Origin of the sequence: Glycomyces sp. NPDC047010, assembly GCF_040644205.1 — a bacterium.
GTDB lineage: Bacteria > Actinomycetota > Actinomycetes > Mycobacteriales > Micromonosporaceae > Glycomyces.
In genome coordinates, this window is record NZ_JBEYVY010000009.1 from 147,476 (window position 1) to 171,865 (window position 24,390).

24 protein-coding genes are annotated in these 24,390 nt (G+C 72.4%); 13 read left to right on the forward strand and 11 right to left on the reverse strand.

The window, feature by feature from the left end; all coding sequences use genetic code 11:
* Positions 1–63: 63 nt before the first annotated feature.
* Together AB0A65_RS19045 and AB0A65_RS19050 are read left to right on the forward strand one after the other, a co-directional pair.
* Positions 64–435: a DUF6069 family protein gene (locus AB0A65_RS19045; protein WP_359952830.1), complete on the forward strand. Its 372-nt coding sequence runs from the start codon at positions 64–66 to the stop codon at positions 433–435.
* Complete coding sequence (locus tag AB0A65_RS19050; RefSeq protein ID WP_359952831.1) at positions 432–1,532, forward strand: alpha/beta hydrolase; 1,101 nt, start codon at positions 432–434, stop codon at positions 1,530–1,532. The genes AB0A65_RS19045 and AB0A65_RS19050 overlap by 4 nt, the downstream gene beginning before the upstream one ends.
* On the opposite strand, the gene AB0A65_RS19055 is transcribed toward AB0A65_RS19050, so the two are convergent.
* The 6 genes from AB0A65_RS19055 to AB0A65_RS19080 all read right to left on the reverse strand — a co-directional run bounded on the left by AB0A65_RS19055 (position 1,519) and on the right by AB0A65_RS19080 (position 7,432).
* Entirely contained in the window at positions 1,519–2,145 is a 627-nt protein-coding gene (locus tag AB0A65_RS19055; protein WP_359952833.1) for a dihydrofolate reductase family protein, read from the reverse strand. The two genes, AB0A65_RS19050 and AB0A65_RS19055, sit on opposite strands and share 14 nt — an antisense overlap.
* Before the next feature lie 80 nt (positions 2,146–2,225).
* Positions 2,226–3,227 (reverse strand): zinc-dependent alcohol dehydrogenase family protein, encoded by a 1,002-nt coding sequence (locus tag AB0A65_RS19060; RefSeq protein ID WP_359952835.1) that lies wholly within the window; start codon positions 3,225–3,227, stop codon positions 2,226–2,228.
* Positions 3,227–4,054, reverse strand: a complete 828-nt coding sequence (locus tag AB0A65_RS19065; protein WP_359952837.1) for a carbohydrate ABC transporter permease — start codon at positions 4,052–4,054, stop codon at positions 3,227–3,229. Before AB0A65_RS19065 ends, AB0A65_RS19060 begins: the two co-directional genes overlap by 1 nt.
* A 1-nt stretch (position 4,055) precedes the next feature.
* Positions 4,056–4,991: a sugar ABC transporter permease gene (locus AB0A65_RS19070; RefSeq protein ID WP_359952838.1), complete on the reverse strand. Its 936-nt coding sequence runs from the start codon at positions 4,989–4,991 to the stop codon at positions 4,056–4,058.
* A gap of 5 nt (positions 4,992–4,996) precedes the next feature.
* Positions 4,997–6,349 carry a sugar ABC transporter substrate-binding protein gene (locus AB0A65_RS19075; RefSeq protein ID WP_359952839.1) on the reverse strand — a complete coding sequence of 451 codons (1,353 nt, stop codon included), beginning with the start codon at positions 6,347–6,349 and terminating at the stop codon, positions 4,997–4,999.
* Between the two features lie 42 nt (positions 6,350–6,391).
* The gene (locus AB0A65_RS19080) at positions 6,392–7,432 is read right to left on the reverse strand and encodes a LacI family DNA-binding transcriptional regulator (RefSeq protein ID WP_359952840.1); all 1,041 of its coding nucleotides are present in this window, start codon (positions 7,430–7,432) and stop codon (positions 6,392–6,394) included.
* A gap of 136 nt (positions 7,433–7,568) precedes the next feature.
* On the opposite strand from AB0A65_RS19080, the gene AB0A65_RS19085 reads away from it, so the two are divergent.
* Complete coding sequence (locus AB0A65_RS19085) at positions 7,569–8,474, forward strand: carbohydrate kinase (protein WP_359952842.1); 906 nt, start codon at positions 7,569–7,571, stop codon at positions 8,472–8,474.
* Between the two features lie 30 nt (positions 8,475–8,504).
* Positions 8,505–9,041: a hypothetical protein gene (locus AB0A65_RS19090; protein ID WP_359952844.1), complete on the forward strand. Its 537-nt coding sequence runs from the start codon at positions 8,505–8,507 to the stop codon at positions 9,039–9,041.
* Here the strand turns inward: AB0A65_RS19090 and AB0A65_RS19095 are convergent.
* Both AB0A65_RS19095 and AB0A65_RS19100 read right to left on the reverse strand, forming a co-directional pair.
* On the reverse strand, positions 9,038–10,435 hold the full coding sequence (locus AB0A65_RS19095; RefSeq protein ID WP_359952846.1) for a serine hydrolase domain-containing protein: 1,398 nt from the start codon (positions 10,433–10,435) through the stop codon (positions 9,038–9,040). The genes AB0A65_RS19090 and AB0A65_RS19095 overlap by 4 nt on opposite strands.
* Complete coding sequence (locus tag AB0A65_RS19100) at positions 10,419–11,426, reverse strand: DUF998 domain-containing protein (RefSeq protein ID WP_359952848.1); 1,008 nt, start codon at positions 11,424–11,426, stop codon at positions 10,419–10,421. Before AB0A65_RS19100 ends, AB0A65_RS19095 begins: the two co-directional genes overlap by 17 nt.
* A 97-nt stretch (positions 11,427–11,523) precedes the next feature.
* On the opposite strand from AB0A65_RS19100, the gene AB0A65_RS19105 reads away from it, so the two are divergent.
* Together AB0A65_RS19105 and AB0A65_RS19110 are read left to right on the forward strand one after the other, a co-directional pair.
* Positions 11,524–11,991 carry a MarR family transcriptional regulator gene (locus AB0A65_RS19105; RefSeq protein ID WP_359952849.1) on the forward strand — a complete coding sequence of 156 codons (468 nt, stop codon included), beginning with the start codon at positions 11,524–11,526 and terminating at the stop codon, positions 11,989–11,991.
* 2 nt (positions 11,992–11,993) lie between these two features.
* Entirely contained in the window at positions 11,994–12,410 is a 417-nt protein-coding gene (locus AB0A65_RS19110) for an ester cyclase (protein ID WP_359952850.1), read from the forward strand.
* Positions 12,411–12,413: 3 nt separating this feature from the next.
* Here the strand turns inward: AB0A65_RS19110 and AB0A65_RS19115 are convergent, their stop codons facing one another.
* Positions 12,414–13,094, reverse strand: coding sequence for an NUDIX domain-containing protein (locus tag AB0A65_RS19115; protein ID WP_359952852.1), 681 nt, complete (start codon positions 13,092–13,094; stop codon positions 12,414–12,416).
* Positions 13,095–13,163: 69 nt separating this feature from the next.
* Here AB0A65_RS19115 and AB0A65_RS19120 point away from each other — a divergent pair, with 69 nt between their 5' ends.
* The 3 genes from AB0A65_RS19120 to AB0A65_RS19130 are packed head-to-tail and all read left to right on the forward strand — an operon-like array spanning position 13,164 to position 15,868.
* Complete coding sequence (locus AB0A65_RS19120) at positions 13,164–14,165, forward strand: SPFH domain-containing protein (RefSeq protein WP_359952854.1); 1,002 nt, start codon at positions 13,164–13,166, stop codon at positions 14,163–14,165.
* A complete protein-coding gene (locus tag AB0A65_RS19125) occupies positions 14,162–15,067 on the forward strand; it encodes a hypothetical protein (protein WP_359952856.1) in 906 nt (301 codons plus the stop codon). Before AB0A65_RS19120 ends, AB0A65_RS19125 begins: the two co-directional genes overlap by 4 nt.
* Before the next feature lie 57 nt (positions 15,068–15,124).
* On the forward strand, positions 15,125–15,868 hold the full coding sequence (locus AB0A65_RS19130) for an SDR family oxidoreductase (RefSeq protein ID WP_359952858.1): 744 nt from the start codon (positions 15,125–15,127) through the stop codon (positions 15,866–15,868).
* Between the two features lie 83 nt (positions 15,869–15,951).
* On the opposite strand, the gene AB0A65_RS19135 is transcribed toward AB0A65_RS19130, so the two are convergent.
* Positions 15,952–17,544 (reverse strand): hypothetical protein, encoded by a 1,593-nt coding sequence (locus AB0A65_RS19135; RefSeq protein ID WP_359952860.1) that lies wholly within the window; start codon positions 17,542–17,544, stop codon positions 15,952–15,954.
* Between the two features lie 222 nt (positions 17,545–17,766).
* On the opposite strand from AB0A65_RS19135, the gene AB0A65_RS19140 reads away from it, so the two are divergent.
* From AB0A65_RS19140 to AB0A65_RS19150, 3 genes are all read left to right on the forward strand, one after another.
* Positions 17,767–18,876 (forward strand): IS701 family transposase, encoded by a 1,110-nt coding sequence (locus AB0A65_RS19140; protein WP_359952862.1) that lies wholly within the window; start codon positions 17,767–17,769, stop codon positions 18,874–18,876.
* A gap of 189 nt (positions 18,877–19,065) precedes the next feature.
* Positions 19,066–20,316: a 6-phospho-beta-glucosidase gene (locus AB0A65_RS19145; RefSeq protein ID WP_359952864.1), complete on the forward strand. Its 1,251-nt coding sequence runs from the start codon at positions 19,066–19,068 to the stop codon at positions 20,314–20,316.
* Positions 20,307–21,323: a BadF/BadG/BcrA/BcrD ATPase family protein gene (locus tag AB0A65_RS19150; protein WP_359952866.1), complete on the forward strand. Its 1,017-nt coding sequence runs from the start codon at positions 20,307–20,309 to the stop codon at positions 21,321–21,323. Before AB0A65_RS19145 ends, AB0A65_RS19150 begins: the two co-directional genes overlap by 10 nt.
* Here AB0A65_RS19150 and AB0A65_RS19155 read toward each other — a convergent pair.
* Entirely contained in the window at positions 21,317–22,489 is a 1,173-nt protein-coding gene (locus tag AB0A65_RS19155) for an ROK family protein (protein ID WP_359952868.1), read from the reverse strand. The genes AB0A65_RS19150 and AB0A65_RS19155 overlap by 7 nt on opposite strands.
* A 173-nt stretch (positions 22,490–22,662) precedes the next feature.
* On the opposite strand from AB0A65_RS19155, the gene AB0A65_RS19160 reads away from it, so the two are divergent.
* Positions 22,663–24,387, forward strand: a complete 1,725-nt coding sequence (locus AB0A65_RS19160; protein ID WP_359952870.1) for an ABC transporter substrate-binding protein — start codon at positions 22,663–22,665, stop codon at positions 24,385–24,387.
* Positions 24,388–24,390 lie beyond the last annotated feature (3 nt).

The window sequence follows — 24,390 nt, forward strand, 5'->3', positions numbered from 1 at the left end:
CAGGGACCCCCGCGGCCCCCGGACCGAGGCGCCCGCCGCCCCCGCCGGGCGAGACTTCACGGCATGAACAGCAACGCCCGCCGACTCCTCGTCGTCATCGCCGCCGCAGCCGCCGCCCTCCTCGTCTGGGCCGTCGCCGTCCCCCTCGCCGGAGTCGACCTGACCGTCCCGCAAGGGGACACGGACCTCCACGTCGGTCCGGGCCTCGTCGCCGCCGCGGCCCTCGTCGCGAGCCTCGCCGGATGGGGCCTCCTCGCGATCCTCGAACGCGCCACCGCCCGCGGCACCCGCATCTGGACGGTCACCGCCGTCGTCTTCCTCGCCCTCTCGCTCCTCGGCCCGCTCGGCGCCGCCAGTGCAGCGGCCGTCGTCAGCCTCCTGTGCATGCACCTCGCCGTCGGCGCGGTCGCCGTCACCGGGCTGGTGCGCCGATGAGCGTCCCCTGGGGCTACCTGATCGGGCTCGCCGTCCTCACCCTCCCTGCGATCCCCGTCCCACACCTGCCCGAGCGCCTCGGCACGGTCTGGTACTTCATCTGCCTGGCCGTCAACGAGCTCCCGCTCCTCATGATCGCGTTCTTCACCGCCGACACCGCCCTCGCGGCCTCCCAAGGCGACCTCGCGAATCCGGTCGCCATCGCGGCCGCCGTCGTCGCCGGGGCCTGCGTCGCCCTCACCGCCTGGCGCGGCTTCCGCACCCCGCACGCCCTCCGCAAGGCCCTCGGCGCCGCCTACACCCCGCGCCGCACCTCCCTCGCCCGCCTGCTGAGCCCCTTCGCGATCCGCCCCCGCGACGTCGAGCGCACCGCGAACCTCTCCTACGGCCCCGCCGGGAAGCGCAACCTCATGGACCTCTACCGGCACCGCTCGCACCCGGCCGGCGCCCCCGTCCTCGTCCACTTCCACGGCGGCCACTACGAGATGGGCCGCAAGAACACCCAGTCCCGCCCGCTCCTCCACCGCCTCGCCGCCGACGGCTGGATCTGCATCAGCGCGAACTACCGGCTCCGCCCCGACGCGGGCTACGAGGACCACGTCACCGACGTCAAGCGCGTCATCGCCTGGGTCCGCGAGCACGGCCCCGCCTGGGGCGCCGACCCCGACCGCATCGTCCTCTCCGGGTCCTCCGCGGGCGCCCACATGTCCGCGCTGGCGGCGCTCACCCCGAACGACCCGCAGTTCCAGCCCGGCTTCGAGGACGTGGACACCACCGTCGCCGCGGTCGTGGGCCTGAACGGCTACTGGGGCCGCTACTTCGGCGGCGAAGTCGGCTCGGCCCCGCTGGACCGCGCCCACGCGGACGCCCCGCCGTTCCTGGTCGTCCACGGCGACCACGACACGCTCGTCCACGTCGCGGACGTGCGCCGCTTCGCCGCGGACCTCCGCGCGGTCACCGGCCGCGTCGCCTACGCGGAGCTCCCCGGCGCGCACCACGGCTTCGACCTGTTCCACTCCCCGCGCTTCGAGGCGGTCGTGGACGCGGTCGAGGAGTTCGCGACGGCCGCGGTGTCGGCCCCGGCTACGCGCGCGTGAACGTCAGGTGCGTGACGTTCGACGGGCTCGACGTCGCCTCGATCCGGAAGTCCCGCTCCAGCGCTTCGAGCCCGTCCCACAGGCGCACGCCCCGGCCGAGCACGATCGGGACGACCGCGACGTGCATGTAGTCGATGAGCCCGGCGGCGAGGAAGTCGCGGATCATGGTTGCCCCGCCTCCGATCCGCACGTCCGCGCCGCCTGCGGCGTCCTTCGCCATGGCGAGCGCCTCGGCGGGGGAGGCGTCGGTGAAGTGGAACGTGGTGCCGCCCTCCATCTCGATCGGGGGCCGCACGTGGTGGGTCAGGACGAACACGGGGGAGTGGAACGGCGGGTTCGGCCCCCACGCGCCCTGCCAATCCGGGTCCTCGTGCCACCCGGGGAACCCGAACTTCCCGGCCCCCATGATCTCGGCCCCGAACCCCTCGTCGTGGCGGCGCACGAACGCGTCGTCGACGCCTCCGCCGCCGCCCTCCCCTGCCCAGGCGGTCGCGAACATCCACTCGTGCAGGCGCTCCCCGGCGTGTCCGAAGAAGGCGTCGCGGCTGATGCCCTCACCGGTGCCGAACCCGTCGAGGGACACCGCGAAGTTGTGGACGCGGGCGAGTGACATGGCGGCTCCTCTGTTCCGGCGGCCGCACCGTCGCGGCCCCGTACCGATTCTGCCGATACGGGGCCGCGTTGTCCACCGGCTCAGGTGCCGGGGCGGATCTGGAGCTTGCGGCCCTCTCCGCGCCGGAACTGCTCGACCGCGTCGGCGTACCCGTCGAGGCCGAAGGAGTGCGAGATCATCACCTCGGGGTCGATCACCCTGCGCGCCATGAGCTCCACGGCCCGGCCGAAGCTGTGCAGCACGGCCATGGAGCCGACGATCGTGATCTCGTCCTTGTAGACCCGGAACGGCGAGAACGAGGCCATGGCCTGCTCGGGGGCGACCCCGAAGACCTGGAACGTCCCTCCCTTGCGGACCCGGGTGAGGCCGTCCTCGATCGCGGGGACCGCTCCGGTGCAGTCGATGACGACCTCCCACCCCTCGGGCCGGTCGAGGTCGTCGGCCGACGTGGCGGTGCGGTCGGCGGCGAGCTGCTCTGCGACGCCGAGGCGGTCGGCGTTGATGTCGACGACCTCCACGCTCGCCGCGCCCGCGAACCGCGCGAGCTGGGCCATCATGAGGCCCATGGTGCCCGCGCCGTACACGAGGTAGTGCTCCCCGACCCGTCCGGGCAGCAGGTCGAAGCCGTGGACGGCGCACGACAGCGGCTCGATGAGCGGCGCGTGCTCCAGTGCGACGCCCTCGGGGATCGGGTAGCAGTTGCCCTCCGGGACCGCGCAGAACTCCGCGGTCGCCCCGGCGGTCCTGATGACCCCCATGGCGTTGTACCGCTCGCAGAGGTTCCCGCGCCCGATCCGGCAGTAGTGGCACTCCCCGCAGAACAGGTTGGGGTCCACGGCGACCCGGTCGCCCACATCGAGCCCGGCGACCGCCGGACCCTTGGCGACGACGGTCCCCGCGAACTCGTGCCCGGGGACGATCGGGTACTCCGAGCCCTCCAGGTCCCCGTCCAGCACATGGAGGTCGGTGCCGCAGATGCCGACGCCCGACACCTCCAGCACCACGTCCCGCGGGCCCGGCGCCGGGTCCTCCACAGTGGTCGTGTTGATAGTTCCGGGCTTCTCGATGACGACGGCGCGCATTACTTCACGGCTCCCATGGTGAGGCCGCGGACCAGCCACTTCTGCGCGATCCACCCTGCGAGGATCACCGGCAGCGCGGCCATGGTCGCGGCGGCGGACAGACGGGCGAGGAACAGGCCCTCGCTGGTGATGAACCCGGTCAGGAACACCGGCACGGTGGCCGCCCGGGTCGAGGTGAGGCTCACGGCGAAGAAGAACTCGTTCCACGCGAAGATGAAGCAGATCAGCGCGGTCGCGGCCAGGCCCGGCGCGATCATCGGGAGGATGATCCGCCGCACCTCCGTGAAGAACCCCGCGCCGTCGATCTTCGCGGCCTCCAGGACCGCCGTCGGCAGCTCCAGCAGGAACGAGCGGATCATCCACACCGCGATCGGCAGGTTCATCGCCGTGTACACCAGCGCCAGCATCGTGACGTTGTCGAGCACGCCCGAGTTGCTCGCGATGATGTACAGCGGCAGGATGATCGCCGCCGGCGGCATGAACCTGGTCGAGATGAAGAAGAACAGCGAGTCGCGCCAGCCGGGGACCGGCCGCAGCGACAGCGCGTACGCCGCGGGCGTCGCCAGGGCGAGCACCAGCAGCGTCGACCCGATCGACGCCATGAGCGAGTTCAGCAGGTACGGGGTGAAGTCGCGTCCGAGGATCGCCTCGAACTGGTCCAGTGTGGGCGTGAACAGGAACGTTGGCGGGTCGGTGCTCGCCTGCGCCTCCTGCTTGAAGCCCGAGACGAACATCCACAGCACCGGGAAGAAGAACACCAGGGCCGCGGCCCAGGCCAGCACCCCGACCAGGACGCTCCCTCTGCGGCGGGATCGCTTCGCGGACATCTCAGCGCTCCTCTCGGAACAGGCCGGAGATGACCCGCAGCGCGAAGGAGGCGATGAGGATCGTGCAGAACACGACCACGACGCCGGCCGCGGCCGCCTCGCCGACCTCGAAGGCGCGGAAGGTCACCTGGTAGATGAAGTACGGCAGGTTCGTGGTGGCCTGACCCGGCCCGCCCTGCGTGATGAGGTAGATCGGGTCGAACGTGTTCACGATGAAGATCGACCCCAGCAGCAGCCCCAGCTCGATGAAGCGGCGCAGATGCGGGAAGGTGATGCGGCGGAACGTCTGGAGCGCGTTCGCACCGTCCACTCTCGCCGCCTCCAGGATCTCCGGGTCCTGGCTCTGGAGCCCCGCGAGCACGATGAGCATCATGAACGGCGTCCACTGCCACGTCAGCATGAGGATCAGCGAGAACATCGGGTGCTCGGAGACCCAGTCGATCCGCTCGACCCCGAAGGGCGACAGGACCCAGTTGAGCACCCCGAACAGCGGGTTGAACATCGCGTGCTTCCAGATCAGCGCCGCCGCGGCGGGCATCACCAGGAACGGCGTGATCAGGAGCGTCCGGACCACGTTGCGGCCCAGGAACCTCTGGTCCAGGAGCACCGCGAGCGCGGTCCCCAGGGCCATCGCCAGCAGCACCACGCTCGCCGTCAGGACCACCGTGTTGACCACGGCGCCCCTGAAGTGCGCGTCGCCGATGACGGCCGCGTAGTTGCCGAGCCCGGCGAACCCGGTCTCGCCGGGGCGCAGCAGGTTCCGGGACTGGAGGCTGTAGTAGACGGTCACCAGCATCGGCAGCTGCGTGAGGACCAGGACCAGCAGCAGCGCGGGCAGCAGCGGTCCGCGGCGGCCCCAGCGCTCGCCTGCGGTGGGCTTGTGCGGGCCCGGCCCGCGGCGCCTGCGCGCCGGGGCCGGGGTCTCGACGGCGGTCATCGCTCTCAACCGCCCTGGTAGCCACCGGTTTGCGCGGTCTCCTCCGCGTACTGCTGGGCCTTGTCCAGGGCTTCCTCGACCGTCTGGTTCCCGGCGATCGCCGCCGAGACCTCCTGGCCGACCCTGGTCCCGAGGTCCTGGAACTCCGGGATGGTGATGTACTGGACGCCCGCCCAGTTCTGCTCGTACAGGCCGGGCTTCGTCACGTTCACGTTCGCGATCTGGTCCAGCGTGGGCTGCGCGTAGGCCGCGGCCGCCTCCTGGTACTCCGGGATCTCGTACGTGGACGCGCGGCTCCCCGGCGGGACGCGGGTCCAGCCCAGCTCCTCGCCGACCAGCCCGATGTACTCCTTCGACGTCGCCCAGGACATGAACTCCCAGGCCGCGTCCTTGTTCTGCGAGGTCTCCGGGAGCGCGAGGTTCCACGCCCACAGCCACCCCGAGTGCTCGGTCTCCATGACCGGCGCGGGCGCGTACCCCATGAGCCCGGCCGCGTCGGAGGACTCCGGGTCCTCCAGGACCGACGCGCCCACGGTCGCGTCGAACCACATCGCCGCGTTGCCCTGGCTGGTCGCCGTCAGGCACTCCGAGAACCCGGCGTTCGCCGCCCCGTCCTCGCCGTAGTCCCGCACGAGGTCCACGTAGAATTGCACGGCCGCGGCGGTCTCGGGACTCGTCAGCTGCGCGTTCCAGTCCTCGTCGTACCAGCGGCCCCCGAACGTGTGGATGATCGTGTTCAGTGGCGCCAGGTTCTCGCCCCATCCGGCCAGGCCCCGCAGGCAGATCCCGGCCACGTCGTTCTCCGGGTCGTCCAGCTGCGCGGCGAGGTCGGCGACCTCCGTCCACGTCGGATTCGCGGGCATCGTGAGGCCCTTGGCCTCGAACAGGTCCTTGCGGTACATCAGGAACGACGACTCGCCGTAGAACGGCACCGCGTACAGGCCGTCCTCATAGGTCACCGCTTCGCGGATCGGGCCGAGCAGGTCGTCCACGTCGTAGTCCGGGTCGGATGCGTAGTCGTCCAGCGGGGTGAGCCAGCCGTTCTCGGCCCAGATCGGCGTCTCGTACGTGCCGATCGTGACGATGTCGTACTGGCCCGACTCGGTGGCGATGTCCTGCGTGACCTTGTCGCGCAGCTCGTTCTCGGGGAGGATCACGAACTGCACGTCGATGCCGGTCTCCTCCTCGAAGACCGACGACAGCTGCTCGATGTCCTGCATCTGGGGGTTGGCGACCGTGGCGATGGTGATGGTCTTCGCATCGTCGCCGCCGCCTCCCGCGCCGGAGCAGGCGCTGGCGGCCATGACCGTCGCGAGTCCGGCGGCGACGGCGTATCGGGTGCGTACTGAGGGTTGCATCGGGGGACCTCCTCGTCCTCGATGTGGGAAGGGCATATGCGGTTAGGCCGAGGCGGGGATCTCCCCGGATTCCCTCGGCACGAGGCGGACCGGGACGGTGGTCCGGCGGAACGGGGCGCCCGGCTCGTCGAGCCGGTCGAAGAGCAGGCGGGCGGCGCCGGCGCCCAGCGCGGCGGTGTCCTGCGCGATCACGGTGAGCGCGGGGCGCAGCAGGTCGGCCAGTTCGATGTCGTCGAACGCGATGCAGGCGATGCGGTCGCGGACGCCGAGTGCTTGCAGGGCGTGGACGGCGCCGATGGTGGCGAGGTTGTTGCCGCACACGAGGGCGGTCGGGGCCGGGTCGAGCCCGAACACCTCCACGGCGGCGTCGTGGGCCTGGCGCGAGTCGCGCAGGCCGGTGCGGATGTAGCGCTTGTCGGCCGCGCCGTGCAGGGCCTCCATCGCGGACTTGAAGCCCGCGAGGCGCTGCGCGGCGGTGTACACCGACTGCCGGTCGCCGAGGAACGCGATCCGCTCGTGGCCGCGCGCGGCGAGGTGCCGCACGGCCTCGGCGGTGCCCTCGGCGTTCTCGGAGACGACCGCGTCGGCTTTGAACCGCTTCCCGGGCCGGTCTACGAACACGACCGGGACGCCGTGCGCCCGTTCGTAGTCGAGGTAGGACTGGTCGGCGCCGGAGGGGACGATGATGAGGCCGTCGACCAGGCGCGAGCCGAACTCCTGCACGAGCGTGCGCTCCCGGGCGGGGTCGCCGTCGCTGGAGCCGACCAGGACCAGGTGCGAGCGCTCGGCGGCGAAGTCCTGGATGGCGCGGGTGACGCCGGCGGCGAAGGGGTTCGCGAGGTCCTCGACGATGAGCCCGATCGAGGCGGTGCGGCGGTCGCGGCGGCGGATGCTGGAGGCGATCTCGTTGCGGCGGTAGCCGAGCGAGGCGACGGCTTGGAGGATGCGGTCCTTGGTCTCGGGGCGCACCCCCGGCTCGTCGTTGAGGACGCGCGAGACGGTCTTGATGCCCACCTCCGCGAGCACGGCGACGTCCTTGATCGTCGGTGCCCTCCGGTCGGACGGCTCGTCCGTTCGCGCCATGTCGATCCTTCGCGGTCGTCTGCGATAATCGATGACAACGTTGGCGACAACGTTGTCAACGGAGATTTGAAAGTAGCATAACTCACATTCGGAGTCAATCTCCGGTGCGGACCGCGAGAACCCAAGGAGGAAGCCAGTGTTGACCGTCGTCGGCGAAGCCCTGATGGACCTGGTGCGCACCCCGGACTCGGCGGCCCCGCCCGCCGAGCATCCGGGCGGCTCGCCCGCCAACGTCGCGCTCGGCACCGCGCGCCTGGGCCTGCCCACGACCCTGCTCACCCAGCTCGGCCCCGACCCGCGCGGCGCGGTGGTCCGCGGCCACCTGGAGTCCGTGGGCGTCGTCGTCCGGTCCCTGAGCGACGCCCCGACGAGCACCGCCACCGCGGTCCTCGACGCGCACGGCGCGGCCCGCTACGAGTTCGACATCGGCTGGGCCCCGGTGCGTCCGCTCGCGCTCCCGCCGGGCACGACCTGCCTCCACACCGGCTCCCTCGCCGCCGCCCTCGAACCGGGCGCCGCCGCCGTCGAGGCCCTCCTCGCCTCCACCGACGCCGTCGTCAGCTTCGACCCGAACGTCCGGCCGTCCCTCATGGGCCCGCCCGACGCGGCCCGGGAGCGGATCGAGCGCCTCGTGGCCCTCGCCGACGTCGTCAAGGCCAGCGACGAGGACCTGGCCTGGCTCTACCCCGGCACGTCCCCGGCGGACGTGGTGAAGCGGTGGCGCGGCCTCGGCCCCGCGATGGTCGTGGCGACCCTCGGCGGCGACGGCGCCTTCGCGGTCACCGCCACCACCGAAGGCCGCTGCCCGGCCCGCCCGATCACCGTGGTCGACACGGTCGGCGCCGGGGACGCGTTCACCTCGGGGATGCTGTGGCGGCTCGACGCCCTCGGACTCCTCGGCGACCGCAAGGCGTTGCGCCGCATGGGCTCCGCGGAGCTCGAAACCGTCCTCGACGCCGCCGTGGCCGCCTCCGCGATCACCTGCACCCGCCGGGGCGCCGAGCCTCCCACGCGCGAACTGCTCGAATCGTTCACCTCTTGACGAACCGTCCACAATCAGTACGCTGTTCGCATGAGCAACCACTCACACCACCACCGCGCAACCGCACCTCGCAAGCGCACCCTGCTCGCGGTGCTCCTCGCCGTGGCCGGACTCTTCGCCCTCGCGCCCTCCGCGGCCTACGCCGCTCCGGTCGCCGACCACTGCGTCGTCAACCTCGTGACCGAAGAGACCACCTGCGCCGCCACCCAGTCGGCCGCCCTCGCCGCGGACGCCGCCGCCTCCGACGAGGTCGGCATCCAGTCGGTCACCCTCATCACCCTGTACGACCGCACCAACTACGACCCCGCGGGCGGCACCCGCTCCTTCGTCGGCGACGGCAGCTACACCTGCTCCGCCGCGTACTCGCCCGTCGAGTTCAGCGTCGACTACCTCGACGCGGCCGGGTGGAACAACCGCGCCAGCTCCGTCCACACCTACCGCTCCTGCGACATCAAGCTCTGGGACACGGTCACCCTCTCCGGCGCCTCCTCCACCTGGATCGACAACCTCGCCAACCTCGACACCATCGGCTGGAGCAACCGCGCCGGCTCCTACCAGATCAGCTAGCCCCCGAGCGGTGTCCGCTGCGAAGCGGGCACCGCGTCCCGCGGGACCAGCCGCCCGCCGATCCGCAGGAACCGCGCCGGACCCTCCCCGGCGCCGACGAACTCGACGTACCCGGCGCCCGCGCCGTGGAACAGCCCCGGCCCGACCTCGTTCAGCCGCAGTGACATCGGCTCCACCGGCAGCCCGACCCGCTCGAACATGCGCGCGGCGTCCCCGACCGACTCGCCGACCACGCCGAGCCCGCCGTCCCCGGCCGACACGGTGATCCGCTGCGTCCCGCTCGCGTACACCCCGGCGCACCGGTCCGGCCGCGTCCCCGCGGCGACCGGCTCCAGGTCCGGACCCGACAGGGCCACCCCCGAGGCCCGCTCCACGAGCGGGTGCACGAGGCCCCGGATGAGCGCCTTCGCGTTGCCGCCGTTGGCGAGCAGCGCCACCGCCGTCCGCTGACCTGGCACCGCGTACAGCACCGCGTCGCACCCGATCGCGCCGCCGCCGTGGCCCGCGACCGCGCCGCCGCCGAAGACCTCCCAGCCCAGCCCCACCCGCTTCGGCACCACCGGGCTCGCCGGGACCGGAACGCGCCCGGTGCGCATCGCCAGCGCCGACGCCGCGGACAGCACGTCCCCGCCGTCCTCCGCGTGCATCCGGCCGAGGGCCAGCAGGCCCCGCGCCGACATCGCGAGCCGGTTCCCCGCCGCCGGGTTCGACGCGGGCATGCTCGCCCACACCGCCAGCGGCCACCAGCCCTTGTCGCCCTGCGGCGCATGGCCGATCGCCGTGTTGAACCCGAGCGCGTCGTCCGGCCCGAACGCCAGCTCCTCCACCCCGAGGGGCACCGCGAGGTACCGCCGCAGCGCCTCCGCGAACGTCAGGTCCCGCACGACCTCCACGAGCCTCCCGAGCACCGCCATCCCCGCGCTGCAGTACGAGTACCCCGCGCCCGGCTCCCGGTACTGCGGCAGCCGCGGCACCTCGTCCTCGACCAGCCGCTCCAGCGCGTCGTCGCCCTCGGTGGTCGCCGCCCACAGGTCGCCCTCGAACCCGCCGGTGTGCGTGAGCAGGTGCTCGACGGTGATCCGCGCGCTCGCGTCCGGGTCGGCGGTCCGGAACCGGGGGAGGTGCGCCTGCGCCCGGTCTTCCAGACCCACCAGGCCCTCGTCGACGAGCTGCATGACGAGCGTCGCGGTCCACACCTTCGTCACGGACTGGATCTGGAACACCGCCTCCGGCGTCACCGCGATCCCGGTGCGCCGGTTCACGACCCCGGTCACCGCTTCCGCAGTCTCGCCCCCGATCGCCACGGCCACCGCGGCGCCGGGCACGTCGTGCTCGCGCGCGAGGCGGTCCAGGTCGTCCTTGAGATGATCGCGGACTTCAGTGATCGAGAGCAACGGGGCCTCCTGGGTGTCTGCCGACGGCGCGCCCTGCGCCGATGAGGACCAGGACCGCGATGAGGGCGAACACCGCGTTCCCGACGAGGTCCAGTGTCGCGGACCCGGGCGTTTCGGGCTGTACAGGGAACGCCGTCCACGCATAGGTCAGGGTGGCGCCCGCGGCGAGAGCGAAGACGTGGACCGGGCTCCAGCCGTCCATGCGGGACCAGCGGAGGACCAGGACGGTGCCGACCGCGGCGACGACGCACCAGACGGCGACGTTCACCCACTCGTACCAGGCAGCTGTGACCAGGTTCGCCGGCCCCCAGAACGCGCTGGTGCCGACGAGCGCGGCGGCGCCCGCGATCCACGGCGACGGGGCCCGGCCCGGCAGCGGCGGGCGCGGTTCGCGGCCGACCCGGAACGCCAGCACGACCAGCGCCAGGATGACGACCCCCATCGAGGCGAACTGGAGCGGCGAGGCCATGAAGTCCTCCTCCGCGAGCGTCCCCCAGAACACGAGGTTGACGCCGCCGAGGTAGACCAGCGCGGTCACCGCGAGACCGGGGACGCGCAGCCACGGCTCCGTGCGCCGGTCCGGCACGAACGCCTCCACGATCGCGATCGGCACGCAGACGCTCCAGACCGTGTGGAGCGCCAGGATCGTCACCGTCAGCTCGACGTTCATGCCGATCCCGGGGAGGAACGAGTCGCCGTGCAGCAGGTCGTATCCCGCGTACGCGTCGTTCCACAGCAGCTGGTCGACCGGGCCCTCCTCGATCAGCGCGTACGCCGCCGCCAGCAGCACCATCGTCGGCCACCCCCGCCCGGCCCGCCGCGCGGTCTCGCGGATCAGGAGCGCCCCGCCGCCGTACAGCGGCGCGAGCAGGAGCGCGAGGCCGAACTCGGCGATCGCCAGGTTCCCGAGCAGCAGCTCTCCGACGAACGGCGCCAGCACGAACAGGCCGAGCGCGGGCGCGACGCGCCTCCAGAAGCGGGGTTTCGACACGGTTCCTCCCATAGTCGCCGCATCGTATCCCGGCCGGTCCCGCCGCCCGCCCGCCTTAAGTAGTGAATGTACTTCACTATGATGTATATTCATGATCATGACGCAACGCGAGACGCGGGAAGCCGCGATGCTGGGCCGGGTCCTCGAACTCGCCGTCGTCCTGAACGCGGACATGGAGCAGATGTTCACCCGCGAGGGCCTCACGCAGTCCCGCACCCACCTCCTGTGGCTCGTCCACGAGGAGGGCCCGTCCACGCAGCGGCGGCTCGCCGAGGCGCTCGGCGTCTCCGCGCGGAACGTCACCGGACTCGTCGACGCCCTGGCCGCCACCGGATTCGTCACCCGCGAACCGCACCCCGCCGACCGGCGCGCGACCCTCGTGACCCTCACCGACCGCGGCGCCGCCACCGCCCGCGCCCTCGAACAGGGGCAGGGCGAACTCGCGGCCCAGCTCTTCGGCGGCTTCCCCGACGCCGACCTGGACCGCCTCGGACTCGACCTCGACCAAGTGATCGACCGACTCAAGGCGGCGATCCTCGCCGCCGCACCGCAGCACAAGGAGTGACCATGACGACCGACCACGACGCCAACATCGCGCTCGTCCGCAGCGCGTTCGCGGCCTTCAACGAATCCGACCTCGATGCGACCATCGCGTTCCTCACCGAGGACTTCGCCGTCAACATCGCCGGCATGCCCCACCAGGAGCGCGGCCACGAGGCGTGGGCCCGGAACTTCACGATGATGCACGCGGCCTTCCCCGGCATCCAGGCGTCCATCGAGGACATCTTCGCCGCGGACGACAAGGTCACCGTGCGCCTGACGTTCACCGGGACCCACGGCGGCGAGTTCCTCGGCATGGAGCCCACCGGCCGCGGCATCGAGTACACCAGCATCGAGATCTACCGCATCGAGGACGGCATGCTCGCCGAGGAGTGGATCTGCTCCGACGGCCTCACGATGATGCGCCAGCTCACCGACGCCTAGCCCTCAGTCCCCGGGGCGGCGGCGCAGGAGCGGGGGGTTGAGCAGGGCCGCGTCGCCGCGCCGGTAGAGGCGGGCGGGGCGGCCCGTGCCGCCCTCGGTGGAACCGCCGGTGGGGGAGACGAAGCCGGGGGTCGAGGTCGCCTTGCGGTGGAAGTTGCGGGGGTCCAGGGACTCGCCCCAGACCGCCTCGTAGACCTGCCGCAGCGCCGCGATCGTGAACTCCGGCGGGCAGAACGCCGCCGCCAGCGGCGTGTACTCCAGTTTGGAGCGCGCCCGCTCGACGCCGTCCGCCAGGATGCGGTCGTGGTCGAACGCCAGCCCGAGCTTCCCGACCGGCCGCCACTCCGCCTCCGCCGCGTCCGTGCCCGCCGTCGGCACCGGCAGGTCCGGCAGCAGCGCCAGGTACGCCACCGTCACCACCCGGCCGCGCGGATCGCGATCAGGCGCACCGTAACTCGCGAGCTGCTCCAGATGCCCGCCCGCGCCCGCCAGGCCCGTCTCCTCCGCCAGCTCCCGCCGCGCGGCGGTCGGCAGGTCCTCGTCTTCGAGCACGAACCCGCCGGGCAGCGCCCACGCGTCGAGGTACGGCTCGATCCCGCGCCGCACCAGCAGCACGTGCAGACCGCCCTCCCTGACCGTGAGCACCACCAGATCGACCGTGACCGCGAACACCGGATACGTCATTCTCACCACCTTGACGATAACCTAGCACGCGGTTTATCGTCATGATGACGAGAAAAGGAGGCCCACCCCATGGCCGATGTCACCAACCGCCTGTTCCTGCGCCACCTGCGCGGCACCCCCACCGTCTGGGTCCGCTTCCAGAAGCGCGGCCGCGACGTCAAAGAGGGCACCGGCCAGTCGTTCTGGTACCGGCCCCTCACCGCCGTCCTCTCCGAAGTCCCCGTGGACGACCGCGAACTGCCCCTCATGTTCCACGCCCGCACCGCCGACTTCGCCGACGTCACCGTCCAGGCCACCGTCACCTACCGCGTCGCCGACCCCGCGCTGGCCGCCGCCCGCCTCGACTTCTCCGTCGACCCCTACGGCGGCCAGGCCCGCGCCCGCCCCCTCGACCAGGTCGCGACCCTCCTCACCGAACTCGCCCAGCAGCCCGCCCTCGACCTCCTCGCCCGCGTGCCCCTCGCCGACGCGCTCACCGTCGCCATCACCGAGGTCCGCGAGGCCGTCGCCGCCGCGCTCTCGGACGACCCGCGGCTCGGGGACGTCGGCGTCGCGGTCGTCAGCGCCCGCGTCGTGGCGATCCGGCCCGAACCGGAGATGGAGCGCTCGCTCCAGACCCCCACCCGCGAAGCGGTGCAGCAGGACGCGGACAAGGCCACGTACGCCCGCCGCGCCCTCGCCGTCGAGCAGGAGCGCGCCATCGCCGAGAACGAGCTCCAGAACAAGATCGAGCTGGCCCGCCGCGAGCAGCAGCTCGTGGAGCAGAAGGGCGCCAACGACAGGCGCCGCGCCGAACTCACCGCCGCCTCCGAACTCGCCGCGGCCCAAGGCGAGGCAGAAAAGGCCCGCACCCTCGCCACCGCCCAGGCCGACCGGGTCCGCGAGGTCGGCGCCGCCGAAGCCGACGCCGAGGCCGCCCGCATGGCGATCTACCGCGACCTGCCCACCGGGGTCCTCCACGCGCTCGCCATGCGCGACCTCGCTGGGCAGCTCCCCGCGATCGGCCAGCTCACCGTCACCCCGGACCTGCTCACCGGCACGCTCGCCCGGCTTGCGGACGGCCAGCGGTGAGCGCCACGCTCGCGCCGCGCGTGGTCGTCGTCAGCCGCCGCAGCGAACTCGACGAGCTCCTGGCCCGCCACGGCACCCGCGCCGCCGCCGACCACTTCCTGCGCCAGCGGGGCCGCGACCTCCAGGAGGCCACCGCCCGCCACGAGGCCCTCGAAGCCGCGCTCACCGCGGTGGACGCGGCGGTCCCGGCCGACTGGCGCCGGGGCCGCGTCGACCGCGGCGACCTGCCGCGGTTCCTGTTCGCGCCCGAGGACATCGTGGTCGCCGTCGGCCAGGACGGCCTCGTCGCGAACGTCGCGAAGTACCTGTCCGGTCAGCCGGTGATCGGCGTGGACCCCGAGCCGGGCCGCAACCGCGGCGTCCTCGTGTGCTTCCGGGCCGCGTCGGTCGCCAAGGCGCTCAGGGCGGTCGCCGCCGGGACCGCGGGCGCGCGGAGCCTCACGATGGTCGCCGCGCGCCTGGACGACGGCCAGGAGCTGGCCGGGCTCAACGAGGTCTACGCGGGGCACGCCGCCCACCAGTCCGCGCGCTACCGGCTCGTGGACGCGGCCGGCCGCGGCGAGCGCCAGTCGTCCTCGGGCGTCCTCGTCGGGACCGGCACGGGCGCCACGGGCTGGACCGCTTCGGTTGCGGCCGAACGGGACCGGCGCGAGGTCCTGCCGGGACCGGAGGCGCCGTCGCTGTCCTGGTTCGTCAGGGAGGCGTGGCCCTCGCCCGCCACCGGGACCGCCCTGACCGCGGGCGTCCTCGGCACGGGGGAGGAGCTGCGGCTCGTGTGCGAGAGCGAGCGCCTCGTGGTCTTCGCCGACGGCGTCGAGTCCGACCACCTGACCGCGACGTGGGGCCAGCAGATCACCATCGGCCTCGCCGACCGGCGCCTGCACCTGGTCGTGCCCGGATAGCGACGGTCCGGTCGCATCGGGTTACGGCCCAGTGGATTCGGACGCTACCGTATGCCGATGAATCGATACGAAGGCAGAGTCGCCGTCATCACCGGTGGAGCGAAGGGGATCGGGGCGGCCTGCGCGGCGCGCCTCGCGGCCGAGGGCGGGACGGTGTACGTCGCCGACGTGGACGAGGAGGCGGGGGAGCGGATCGCCCGCGAGAGCGCCGGGGACGTCCGCTTCCACCGCGCCGACGCCTCCTCCGCGGCCGACTGGGCCGCGCTGCACGACAAGGTGATCGGCGCCCACGGCCGCCTCGACGCCCTCGTCTCGAACGCCTTCGCAAGCGTCAACGGCGCGCCCCACGAGCTGTCCGAACCGGACTGGGACCTGACCCACGACGTCACCCTCAAGGCCGCCTACCTCGGCGTGAAAGCCTTCATCGGGCCGCTGAAGGAGGCCCGCGGCGCGGTCGTGGCGGTCTCCTCGGTCCACGCCCACCGGTCGCTCCCGGGCTACACCGCCTACGCCGCGGCGAAAGGCGGGCTCAACGCCCTCGTCAGGCAGCTCGCCGTGGAGTACGCCCCGCACGTCAGGTTCAACTCGGTCTCGCCCGGCCCGATCCGCACCACCCACTGGGCCGACACCTCCGAGGAGGACATCGTCCTCGCCGGGGACGCCACCCTCGTCGGCCGCGTGGGCCGCGCCGACGAGGTCGCCACCGCCGTCGCCTACCTCGCGTCCGCCGAGGCCAGCTACATCACCGGCACCGACCTCCCCGTCGACGGCGGCTGGCTCACCCTCAAGCACGCGCTGTAGCGCCGAACGGGGCCGCCTCCGCAGAGGCGGCCCCGTTCTCCTTCCCGCTCACGGGGATGCGGCCGACTGCACCCCGCGCCGCGCTAGCCCGCGATCGGCGGGTAGGACGGCACGCCGCCCATCACGTACGCGACCTGCTGCTCCAGCGGGATCGTGCCGCTGGGCTCGGGCGCGCCGAAGGTGACCTTCACCGAGCCGTCGCTGGAGCTGGTGTCCACGGTGCTCACGGCGTAGTTCGCGGAGGCCGAGCCGATCGGGAAGAGCCCGAACAGGTCCACCGACGCCTTCGCGCCGACCTTCATGTCGCTGGTGACCTTGGAGGCGTTGCCGCCCTTGAAGGTCATCGACATCTCCGGCTGGCGCGAGACCACGAAGGTCTTCAGGCGCGAGAGCGCCTTGCCGGGGCCGAACAGGGAGTCCACGTCGAACTCGCTGCCCTGCAACTGGTACCCGGTGGCGTCCTTGCCGGTCTTGGTCGCGATCTCGCCGAGCATCTGCGCGTCCCACCAGCCGGTGGAGCCGTCCTGCGCGAGCAGGGTCGGCGCGGCGCCGACGATGGTGACACCCTTGTACTGGAGGTCGATCTCGATGTGCGACGAGCTCGACGTGTACGTCGAGAGGTCGTAGGAGGCCGAGCCGCCGAAGTCGAAGCTCGCGACGTCCATGATCGGGATCGAGAACCCGACCTTGCCCGAGAGGCTGAGGTCGGTCGACTTCGACGTGAAGTTCGACAGGGTCATCTGGACCGACACGGCGTTCGCGTCGGTGGCCAGCGATCCGATGAGCTGGTTGGCGCTCGGGAGCTTGTCGGGGCTGTACCCGACGAAGTACTTCCCGTCGTCGACCTCCTCGCCGCCGTTCGCCTGCGACGGCGCGAGGACCGCGGCGCGCGCGGCGTTGAGCCTCGCGGTCGCCTCGTAGTAGTTGTTGTGCATCTGGACCGCGCCCGCGGCGACCTCCTTGTACTTCGCGATCGCGTTGTGCAGCGAGCTGAGCGAGGACGGCAGGTTCTCCAGGGACTTGTACCGCGCGAGCAGCTGGTCGAAGACGTCCTGGAGCTTCCCGCCGAACGGCGGCGGGTTGGTGAACTTGCCGCCGGCGTTCTGGAACTCGGTCAGGATCGCGGCGATCTGCGCCGTGGCGGCGTTGTCCTGGCTCTGCATGAGGTTCTGGTCGGCCTTGGAGAAGCCGTAGACCGTCGCCCCCAGGATCTGGCGGTACAGGCCCGCGAAGCTGCCGTTCCCGAGCGTGAGCTGGCCGCCGTCATCGGCGGCCAGGAGCGAGTCGAGGTCGCCGAGCGTCGCCGCGTTGTAGTACGCGTTGGCGCCGTAGGTGATGCCGTAGTTGAACCCCGCGGGGTACGTCACGGTGGCGAACTTGCCGTCGAGCTTCGTCCCCAGGAACTGGGCGACCTTGGCGTCGAGCTCGTCCGAGAACGCCTGCTGGGCGCCGGTCGAGCCGGAGGCGGCGGCGAGGACGGCGTTGGTGCCGATCCGCCTGATGGCCCTCTTGCACGCGGTGGGCGCCGGCGGCGTCGGTTGCGGGTCCTCGGCGATCCAGCTCCGGTAGGCGTACCCGTACGCCTCGTCCTCATTGCTGGCGACGACGGTCCCCAGCCACGCGTACTCGGCGACGGGCTGGTCCGGATACCCCAGGTAGACACGGTATGTGGGCATGGTGATCCTCCTTGTCGGGCGTCGACCGAACATGTCGATCGATCGCGTTGACATCAGGATCGGCGGTCCGGGGACCGCCGCGGGCCTGCTCGCCGGATTCAGGGCGAAAGCGGGGCGATAGCCGCACTTCGTGACTTTCTACAATCTCAAGTGATGATCGAAAACGTTGCACCCCAAGAGATCACGAGCTGGCGCTCACGGTTGGACGAGGTTTTCTCTACGATGGCGGGACTGTTCGGCAGAGTGGAGCTCCGGCGCCGGGCCAGGTCCTACCTCGTCGGCCTCCTCGCGCCCCTGGAGCGCAAGGCCGGCTGGCAGCTCGCCGCGGCCGCGGGCGACCCAACACCGGTCCGCGTGCAGCACTTCCTGAGCCGCGCCGTGTGGTCCGCGGACCTGCTGCGCGACGCGGTGCGCGCCTACGCCGCCGCCAACCTCGCGGGCCCCGGCGGCGCGCTGGTCGTGGACGAGACCGGCTTCCCCAAGCGCGGCCGCGCCTCCGCCGGCGTGCAGCGGCAGTACCTGCACGCCACCGGGCGGACCGAGAACTGCCAGGTTGGCGTCTTCCTCGCCTACGTCGGCGAGCGGGGCTCGGCCCTGATCGACCGCGAGCTGTACCTGCCTCCCGTGTGGATCGAGGACCCGGAGCGCTGTACCGCCGCCGGGGTCCCCGCGACGCGCATCGCCGCTGGGGCCCTTGCGAAGCCGCGCCTCGCCGAGGCCATGATCGGGCGCGCGGTCGCCGCCGGGGTCGCCGCCGGATGGGTCGCCGCGGACGCCACCTACGGGCGCGACACCGCGTTCCTGTCGTTCCTCACCTCGCGCCGCCTCCCGTACGTGGTGGAGGTGCCGCTGACGCAGACGCTCCGCGAGTCCGATCGCGTGGACGTCCTCGCTCGCGCCGCCCCGGCCTCGGCCTGGCGCCGGGTGCCGCCGCGTCCGGGCAGTTGCGCTGCGGGCGAGTACGACTGGGCCTGGGCGACCCTGCCCGGCACCGAGGACCTCCCGCCCGGGTTCGTCAGGACCCTGCTCGTGCGCCGCTCGGCCGAGCGGCCCGCCGAGCTCGTGTACTTCCTGTGCTTCCACGCCGACGCGGTGCGGCGCGAGGACATCGTGCGCACCGCGTCGGCCCGCGACGCCATGGCCGCCTGCCTCCTGGCCGCGAAGGCCGAATGCGGGCTCGACCACTACCAGGTCCGCAGGTGGGAGGGGTGGTACCGGCACGTCACCCTGGCGATGCTCGCCCACGCGTTCCTCGCCGTCGGCGCGGCCGCCGAACGCGCCGCGGGGGAGCTGGACGGCCCGGACGCGCCCCGGGCGATCCGCTGGCGCTGAGGCGGTCACGAAATACGGTTGCAGGCGCGCCCGCCTCCGGGAGTCGAAGGAGGTTATATCGGCATCGAGGTTCCCGGCCCTCCGAGGGGCCCTGCGCCGATTCGCGCGTTGACATCGATCAGTTAGTTAGTTAACCTGACTATTTATGACGGCCATCCCTCCGGTCCGTCGCTGATCGAGAGGACCTTGATGAAGATCGCCGTGGTCGGTGGCGGATCCACCTACACCCCCGAGCTCGCCGAAGGCTTCGGCGCCAACGCCGCCGCGCTCGGCATCGACGAAGTGGTGCTGGTGGACCCGGCCGTGGACAAGCTGGAGGTCATCGGCCCCCTGGTGCGGCGCATCATGCGCCGGCACGGGTCCGACGCGCGCGTCGAGTGGACCGCCGACCTCGACCGCGGCGTCGAAGGGGCCGCGCTCGTGCTGCTCCAGCTGCGCGTCGGCGGCCAGCAGGCGCGGATCGCCGACGAGGCGTTCCCGCTCGAATGCGGTTGCGTCGGCCAGGAGACCACCGGCGCGGGCGGCCTCGCGAAGGCCCTGCGCACCATCCCCGTGGCCCTCCGGATCGCCCACCGCGTGCGCGAACTCGCCGCGCCCGACGCGTGGATCGTCGACTTCACCAACCCGGTCGGCATGGTCACCCGGGCGCTCCTCGACGCGGGCCACCGCGCGATCGGCCTGTGCAACGTCGCCATCGGCTTCCAGCGCCGCTTCGCCGGGCTCCTCGGCCGCGACCCCGGGGAGGTCGTCCTCGACCACGTCGGCCTCAACCACCTGACCTGGGAGACCGGCGTCCGGATCGACGGCCGCGACGTGCTCCCCGACCTCCTCGCGGCGCACCGCGAGACCGTGGCCGAGGAGGTCGACCTCCCCGCCGCCGTCTTCGCCGACGGCCGCGTGCCCTCCTACTACCTGCGCTACTTCTACGCCCACGACCAGGAGGTCGCCCACCTGCGCGCCGCGCCCTCGCGCGGCCAGGAGGTCGCCCGCATCGAGTCCGAGCTGTGGAAGGTCTACGAGGACGACACCCTCGACCGCAAGCCCGACCTGCTCTCGCAGCGCGGCGGCGCCTACTACTCCGAGGCCGCCGTGGCGCTCATGCGCTCGCTCCTCGCCCAGGACGGCGACGTTCACGCCGTGAACGTCCGCAACCGCGGCTTCCTGCCGTTCCTCCCCGACGAGGCCGTGATCGAGGTGTCGGCCCGCGTCGGCGCCGAGATCACGCCCGTGGACGTGGCCCCACTCGGGGCCCGGCAGCGCGGCCTCGTCTCGGCGGTCTCCGCGTACGAGGAGCTCGGCGTGCAGGCCGCCGTCCACGGCGGCGAGCGCCGCGTCTACGAGGCGCTGCTCGCCCACCCGCTCGTGGGCCAGCACGACCTCGCGGAGGGCCTCACCTCCCGGCTCATCGCCAGCGGGCGGGACCACCTCCCTTGGGCCTGAACGCACCCGGCGCCTTCATCGCGGTGGACGGCGGCAACTCCAAGACCGACGTGGTGGCCGCGACCGTCGACGGCCGCGTCCACGCCTACGTGCGCACCGGCACCTCCTCGCCGCACCGGCTCGGGTACCGCGAGGCGGTCGACCTGCTGGGCAAGCTCATCGACACCGTCCGGGCCGAGGCCCGGTGGGGGAGCGAGGTGCCGCTCGCGCGGGTCGACGCCCTCCTTGCGGGCGTTGACCTCCCGGTGGAGGTCGAGCGGCTGAACGCCGACGCGCGCTCGCGCGGGTGGGCCGAGGCGACGGCGATCGACAACGACGTGTTCGCGCTGCTGCGGGCCGGCACGGGCGACCGGAACGCCGTGGCCGTGATCTGCGGGGCGGGGATGAACAGCGTGGGCCGCAACGCGTCCGGCGAGTGGTCGCGGTTCCCAGCGCTCGGGCCGACCACCGGCGACTGGGGCGGGGGCGAGGACCTCGGCGACGCCGTGCTCTTCCACGCCGCCCGCGCCGAGGACGGCCGCGGGCCGGCCACGATGCTGTGCGCCGCGGTGTGCGAGCACTTCGGGACCGGGACGGTCGAGGACGCCGCGGTCGGGCTGCACCTGGGGCACCTCTCCCGGGACCTGGTCCACGGGCTGGTGCCGCGCCTGTTCGCGGCCGCCGACGCCGGGGACGCGCAAGCCGAGTCCATCGTGGAGCGCCAGGCTGCGGAGATCGGGGCGATGGTCCGCGTCGGCGTCCGACGGCTCGGGCTCGGCGGGGCGCCGTTCACGATCGTGGGCGGCGGCGGCATCCTCGGGGCCGCTCCCCAAGCGCTGCAACGGCACCTGACCCCGCTCCTCGAAGCGGAGTTCCCGCTCGCGGCCTACACCGGGGTCGACCGCCCGCCCGTGCTCGGCGCCGCGTGGACCGCGCTCGACGCGCTCACCGGGGAGGTCGACACCGCGGCCCACCGTAGGCTCGCCGCCGAGATCACCGCGATGAAGCCGCTGCGCGTCCTCTACTGACCGTCCGGGAGGGCCGCGTCGAGCACGCGGCCCTTCAGGTCGGCGTACGCCAGGTCCAGGACCCCGATCGCGACGGCGTCGCCGTACACCGCCGACGGCAGGATGCGCTCGGCCAGCGCCGCGTTCGCGCGCCGCACGGCCTCGATGAAGGTCTCGCCGCCCGCCCGGGCGATCTCGCCGCCGAGGACCAGGCTCGGCGGGTCGAACAGGCACGTGAGCAGGTGCAGGGCGCCCGCGACGCGGGCGGCGTAGGCATCCATGAACGCCTGCGCCCCTTGCTTGACGGCCGCGGTCATGACGGCGACGGCCTCGCCCCCCGCGACCCCGTGCTCCCCGCCCAGGGCGAGGACGGCGGGTGCGCCGATCCAGTCCTGGTAGGTCGGGTCGTCGGGGCCGGCCCGGTCGGGGAACACGGGCACGTACCCGAGTTCCCCCGCCGCGCCGCGGGCGCCGACGACGAGGCCGTGGACCAGGTCGATGCCGGTGCCGATGCCCTCGCGGCCCAGCCACAGCAGGACGAGGCCGCCGGAGACGGCGGGGTTGCGGCGCTCGGCGACGGTGGCGGCGTTGACGTCGTTGTGGATCGTCACGGGGCAGTCCATGAAGGACTCCAGGGAGGCGCCGAGCCGCACGTCGGGGGCGCCGGGGATGTCGGCGTAGCCGATGGTGTCGGTGACGGCGTCGTAGGCGCCGGGGACGGCGAGGTGGACGACGGCGACGCGCTCGATGGGGATGCCGGCGTCGTCGGCGGTGTGGCGGAGCATGTGCTGGACGGCGGTGTCGAGGGGGACCGCGGTGAAGTCGAAGCGGCGGGTGGACGAGGCCCGTTCGCGCCCTTTGAGGTCGCGGACGGCGACGGTGACGCCGTCGGGCTCGTGGAGGGTCACGGCCGCGGCGAAGGCGTGGTCGGCGTTCACGGAGTAGACCTCGGCCCGGGGCCCGACCTGCTTGGCGGTGGTGCGCCCCTGCGTGACGGCGAGCCCGGACTCGGCGAGCCGCAGCATCACCTGGGACGCGGTGGGCTTGGCGAGGCCGGTGAGCTTGCGCAGTTCGACGCGGGTGAGCGTGTCGTTCTCCAGCAGGTGGTAGAGCGCGGCGCGCTCGTTGATGGTGCGCAGCAGGTGGGAGGAGCCGGAGGGGACGGGCGGGTCCGTGTTCGTTCGCATGGGCGTCCTTCTTCGCTGGTGGGCCGGGCTGCGGGAGTTTTCTTCGCGTCGATGTTGACCCCGGGGCCCGCTGAGTATACTATCGGCGCTTATAAGTTAGTAATCTTATCTAACTATTAAGCTCCGCGAACCCCCCAGACTCCTCACCGTCACCCCGAGCAAGGGACACCACCATGACGCACCGCCCCGGCCGCCCGAGCCGCCGCACCGTCCTCCAGACCTCCGCCGCCCTCAGCGCGGCCGCGGCCCTGGCCGCCTGCACCGGGACCGGCGGCGGCGAGGCCCGCGCCACCACCCTCTACACCGCCGGGCTCCAGGACGGCGCCCCCACCAACTTCAACCCCCTCGGCTGGACCGCCTCGTGGCCCGTCGGCAACTACGCCGTCCACCTCTACGAGACCCTCTTCAACTTCAACCTCCTCACCGGCGAGTCCGAGCCCCTCCTCGCCTCCGGCATCGAGTGGGCCGAGGGCGTCGGCACCGTCACCCTCCAGGAAGGCACCACCTGGCACGACGGCAAGCCGCTCACCAGCGCCGACGTCGTCGCCACCTTCAGCCTCGCCGACCGCAACGAGGGCATCGCCTACGGCGACGTCTGGACCTACGTCGACGCGATCGACGCCCCCGACGACCGCACCGTCGTCTTCACCCTCAACGCCGAACGCCCCCAGCGCCTTCGGCTCATGGACCTGCTCTGCTTCACGTACATCCTCCCCGCGCACGTGTGGGCCGAGGTCCCCGACGCCGAGCTCACCGAGCACCCCAACACCGAGCCCGTCGGCTCCGGCCCCTACACCCTCGACTCCTACTCCCACCAGGACGTCACCCTCAAGCTCCACCCCGACTACTGGGGCAACGAGATCCACGGCAAGCCCGTCCCGCAGAAGGTCGTCCACGCCATCTACGAGGGCAACGACGCCGCGAACCTCTCGTTCCAGAACGGCGACATCGACCTCTCCGCCTACTTCCTGCCCCGCGTCAACGAGCTCTGGGAGGACCGCGGCCTGCCCGTCAAGACCTGGCAACCCGACGCCCCCTACCACCTGCCCGGCTCCATCCCGATGCTCATCATCAACACCACGACCGGGCCCCTCGCCGACGCCCGCGTGCGCCGCGCGCTCGCCCACGCCATCGACTACGCCAAGATCGCCGAGTCCGCCATGGCCGGGATGAGCGACCCCGCGCAGGCCAGCGTCATCCTCCCCGAAGGCGCCGAGAGCGTCCACTTCAACGCCGAGGCCGCCGCCGCGGGCTGGTCCTACGACCCCGCCGAGACCGCCCGCATCCTCGAAGAGGAGGTCGGCGCCGCCAAGGGCGACGACGGCGTCTACGTCCTCCCCGACGGCACCCGCCTCGGCCCGTTCAAGGCCGCCACCCCCCAGGGCTGGACCGACTGGAACGCCGCCCTCGACATCGTCGCCACCACCGCCACCGCCGCCGGGATCGACGTCGTCACCGAGTTCAGTGACTTCACCGAGGTCAACGACAACCTCGGCAACGGCGCCTTCGACATGGTCCTGTGGTACGTCTCCGACGTCGCCCCCTCCAGCCCCTGGTCGCGCATCCGCGACCTCATCGACGACCGCGAGGTCCCGCCCGTCGGCGAGATGGCCTTCTGGAACTTCGGGCGCTTCCACCACGACGCCGTCCCCGCGCTCCTCGACGAGGCCGCCACCGCCGCCGACGCCGCGGGCGCCACCGCCGCCTACACGCAGCTCGACGACATCATCCGCGCCGAGGCCCCCGCCATCCCGCTCATGTACCGCCCCTTGGAGTTCTACCAGTTCAGCGAGAAGAACTGGACCGGCTTCCCCACCAAGGACGACCCGTACTGCGCGCCCATGCAGGGCATGACCGGCATCCAGATCCTCTCCAAGATCAAGCCCGCCGAGTCCTAGGAC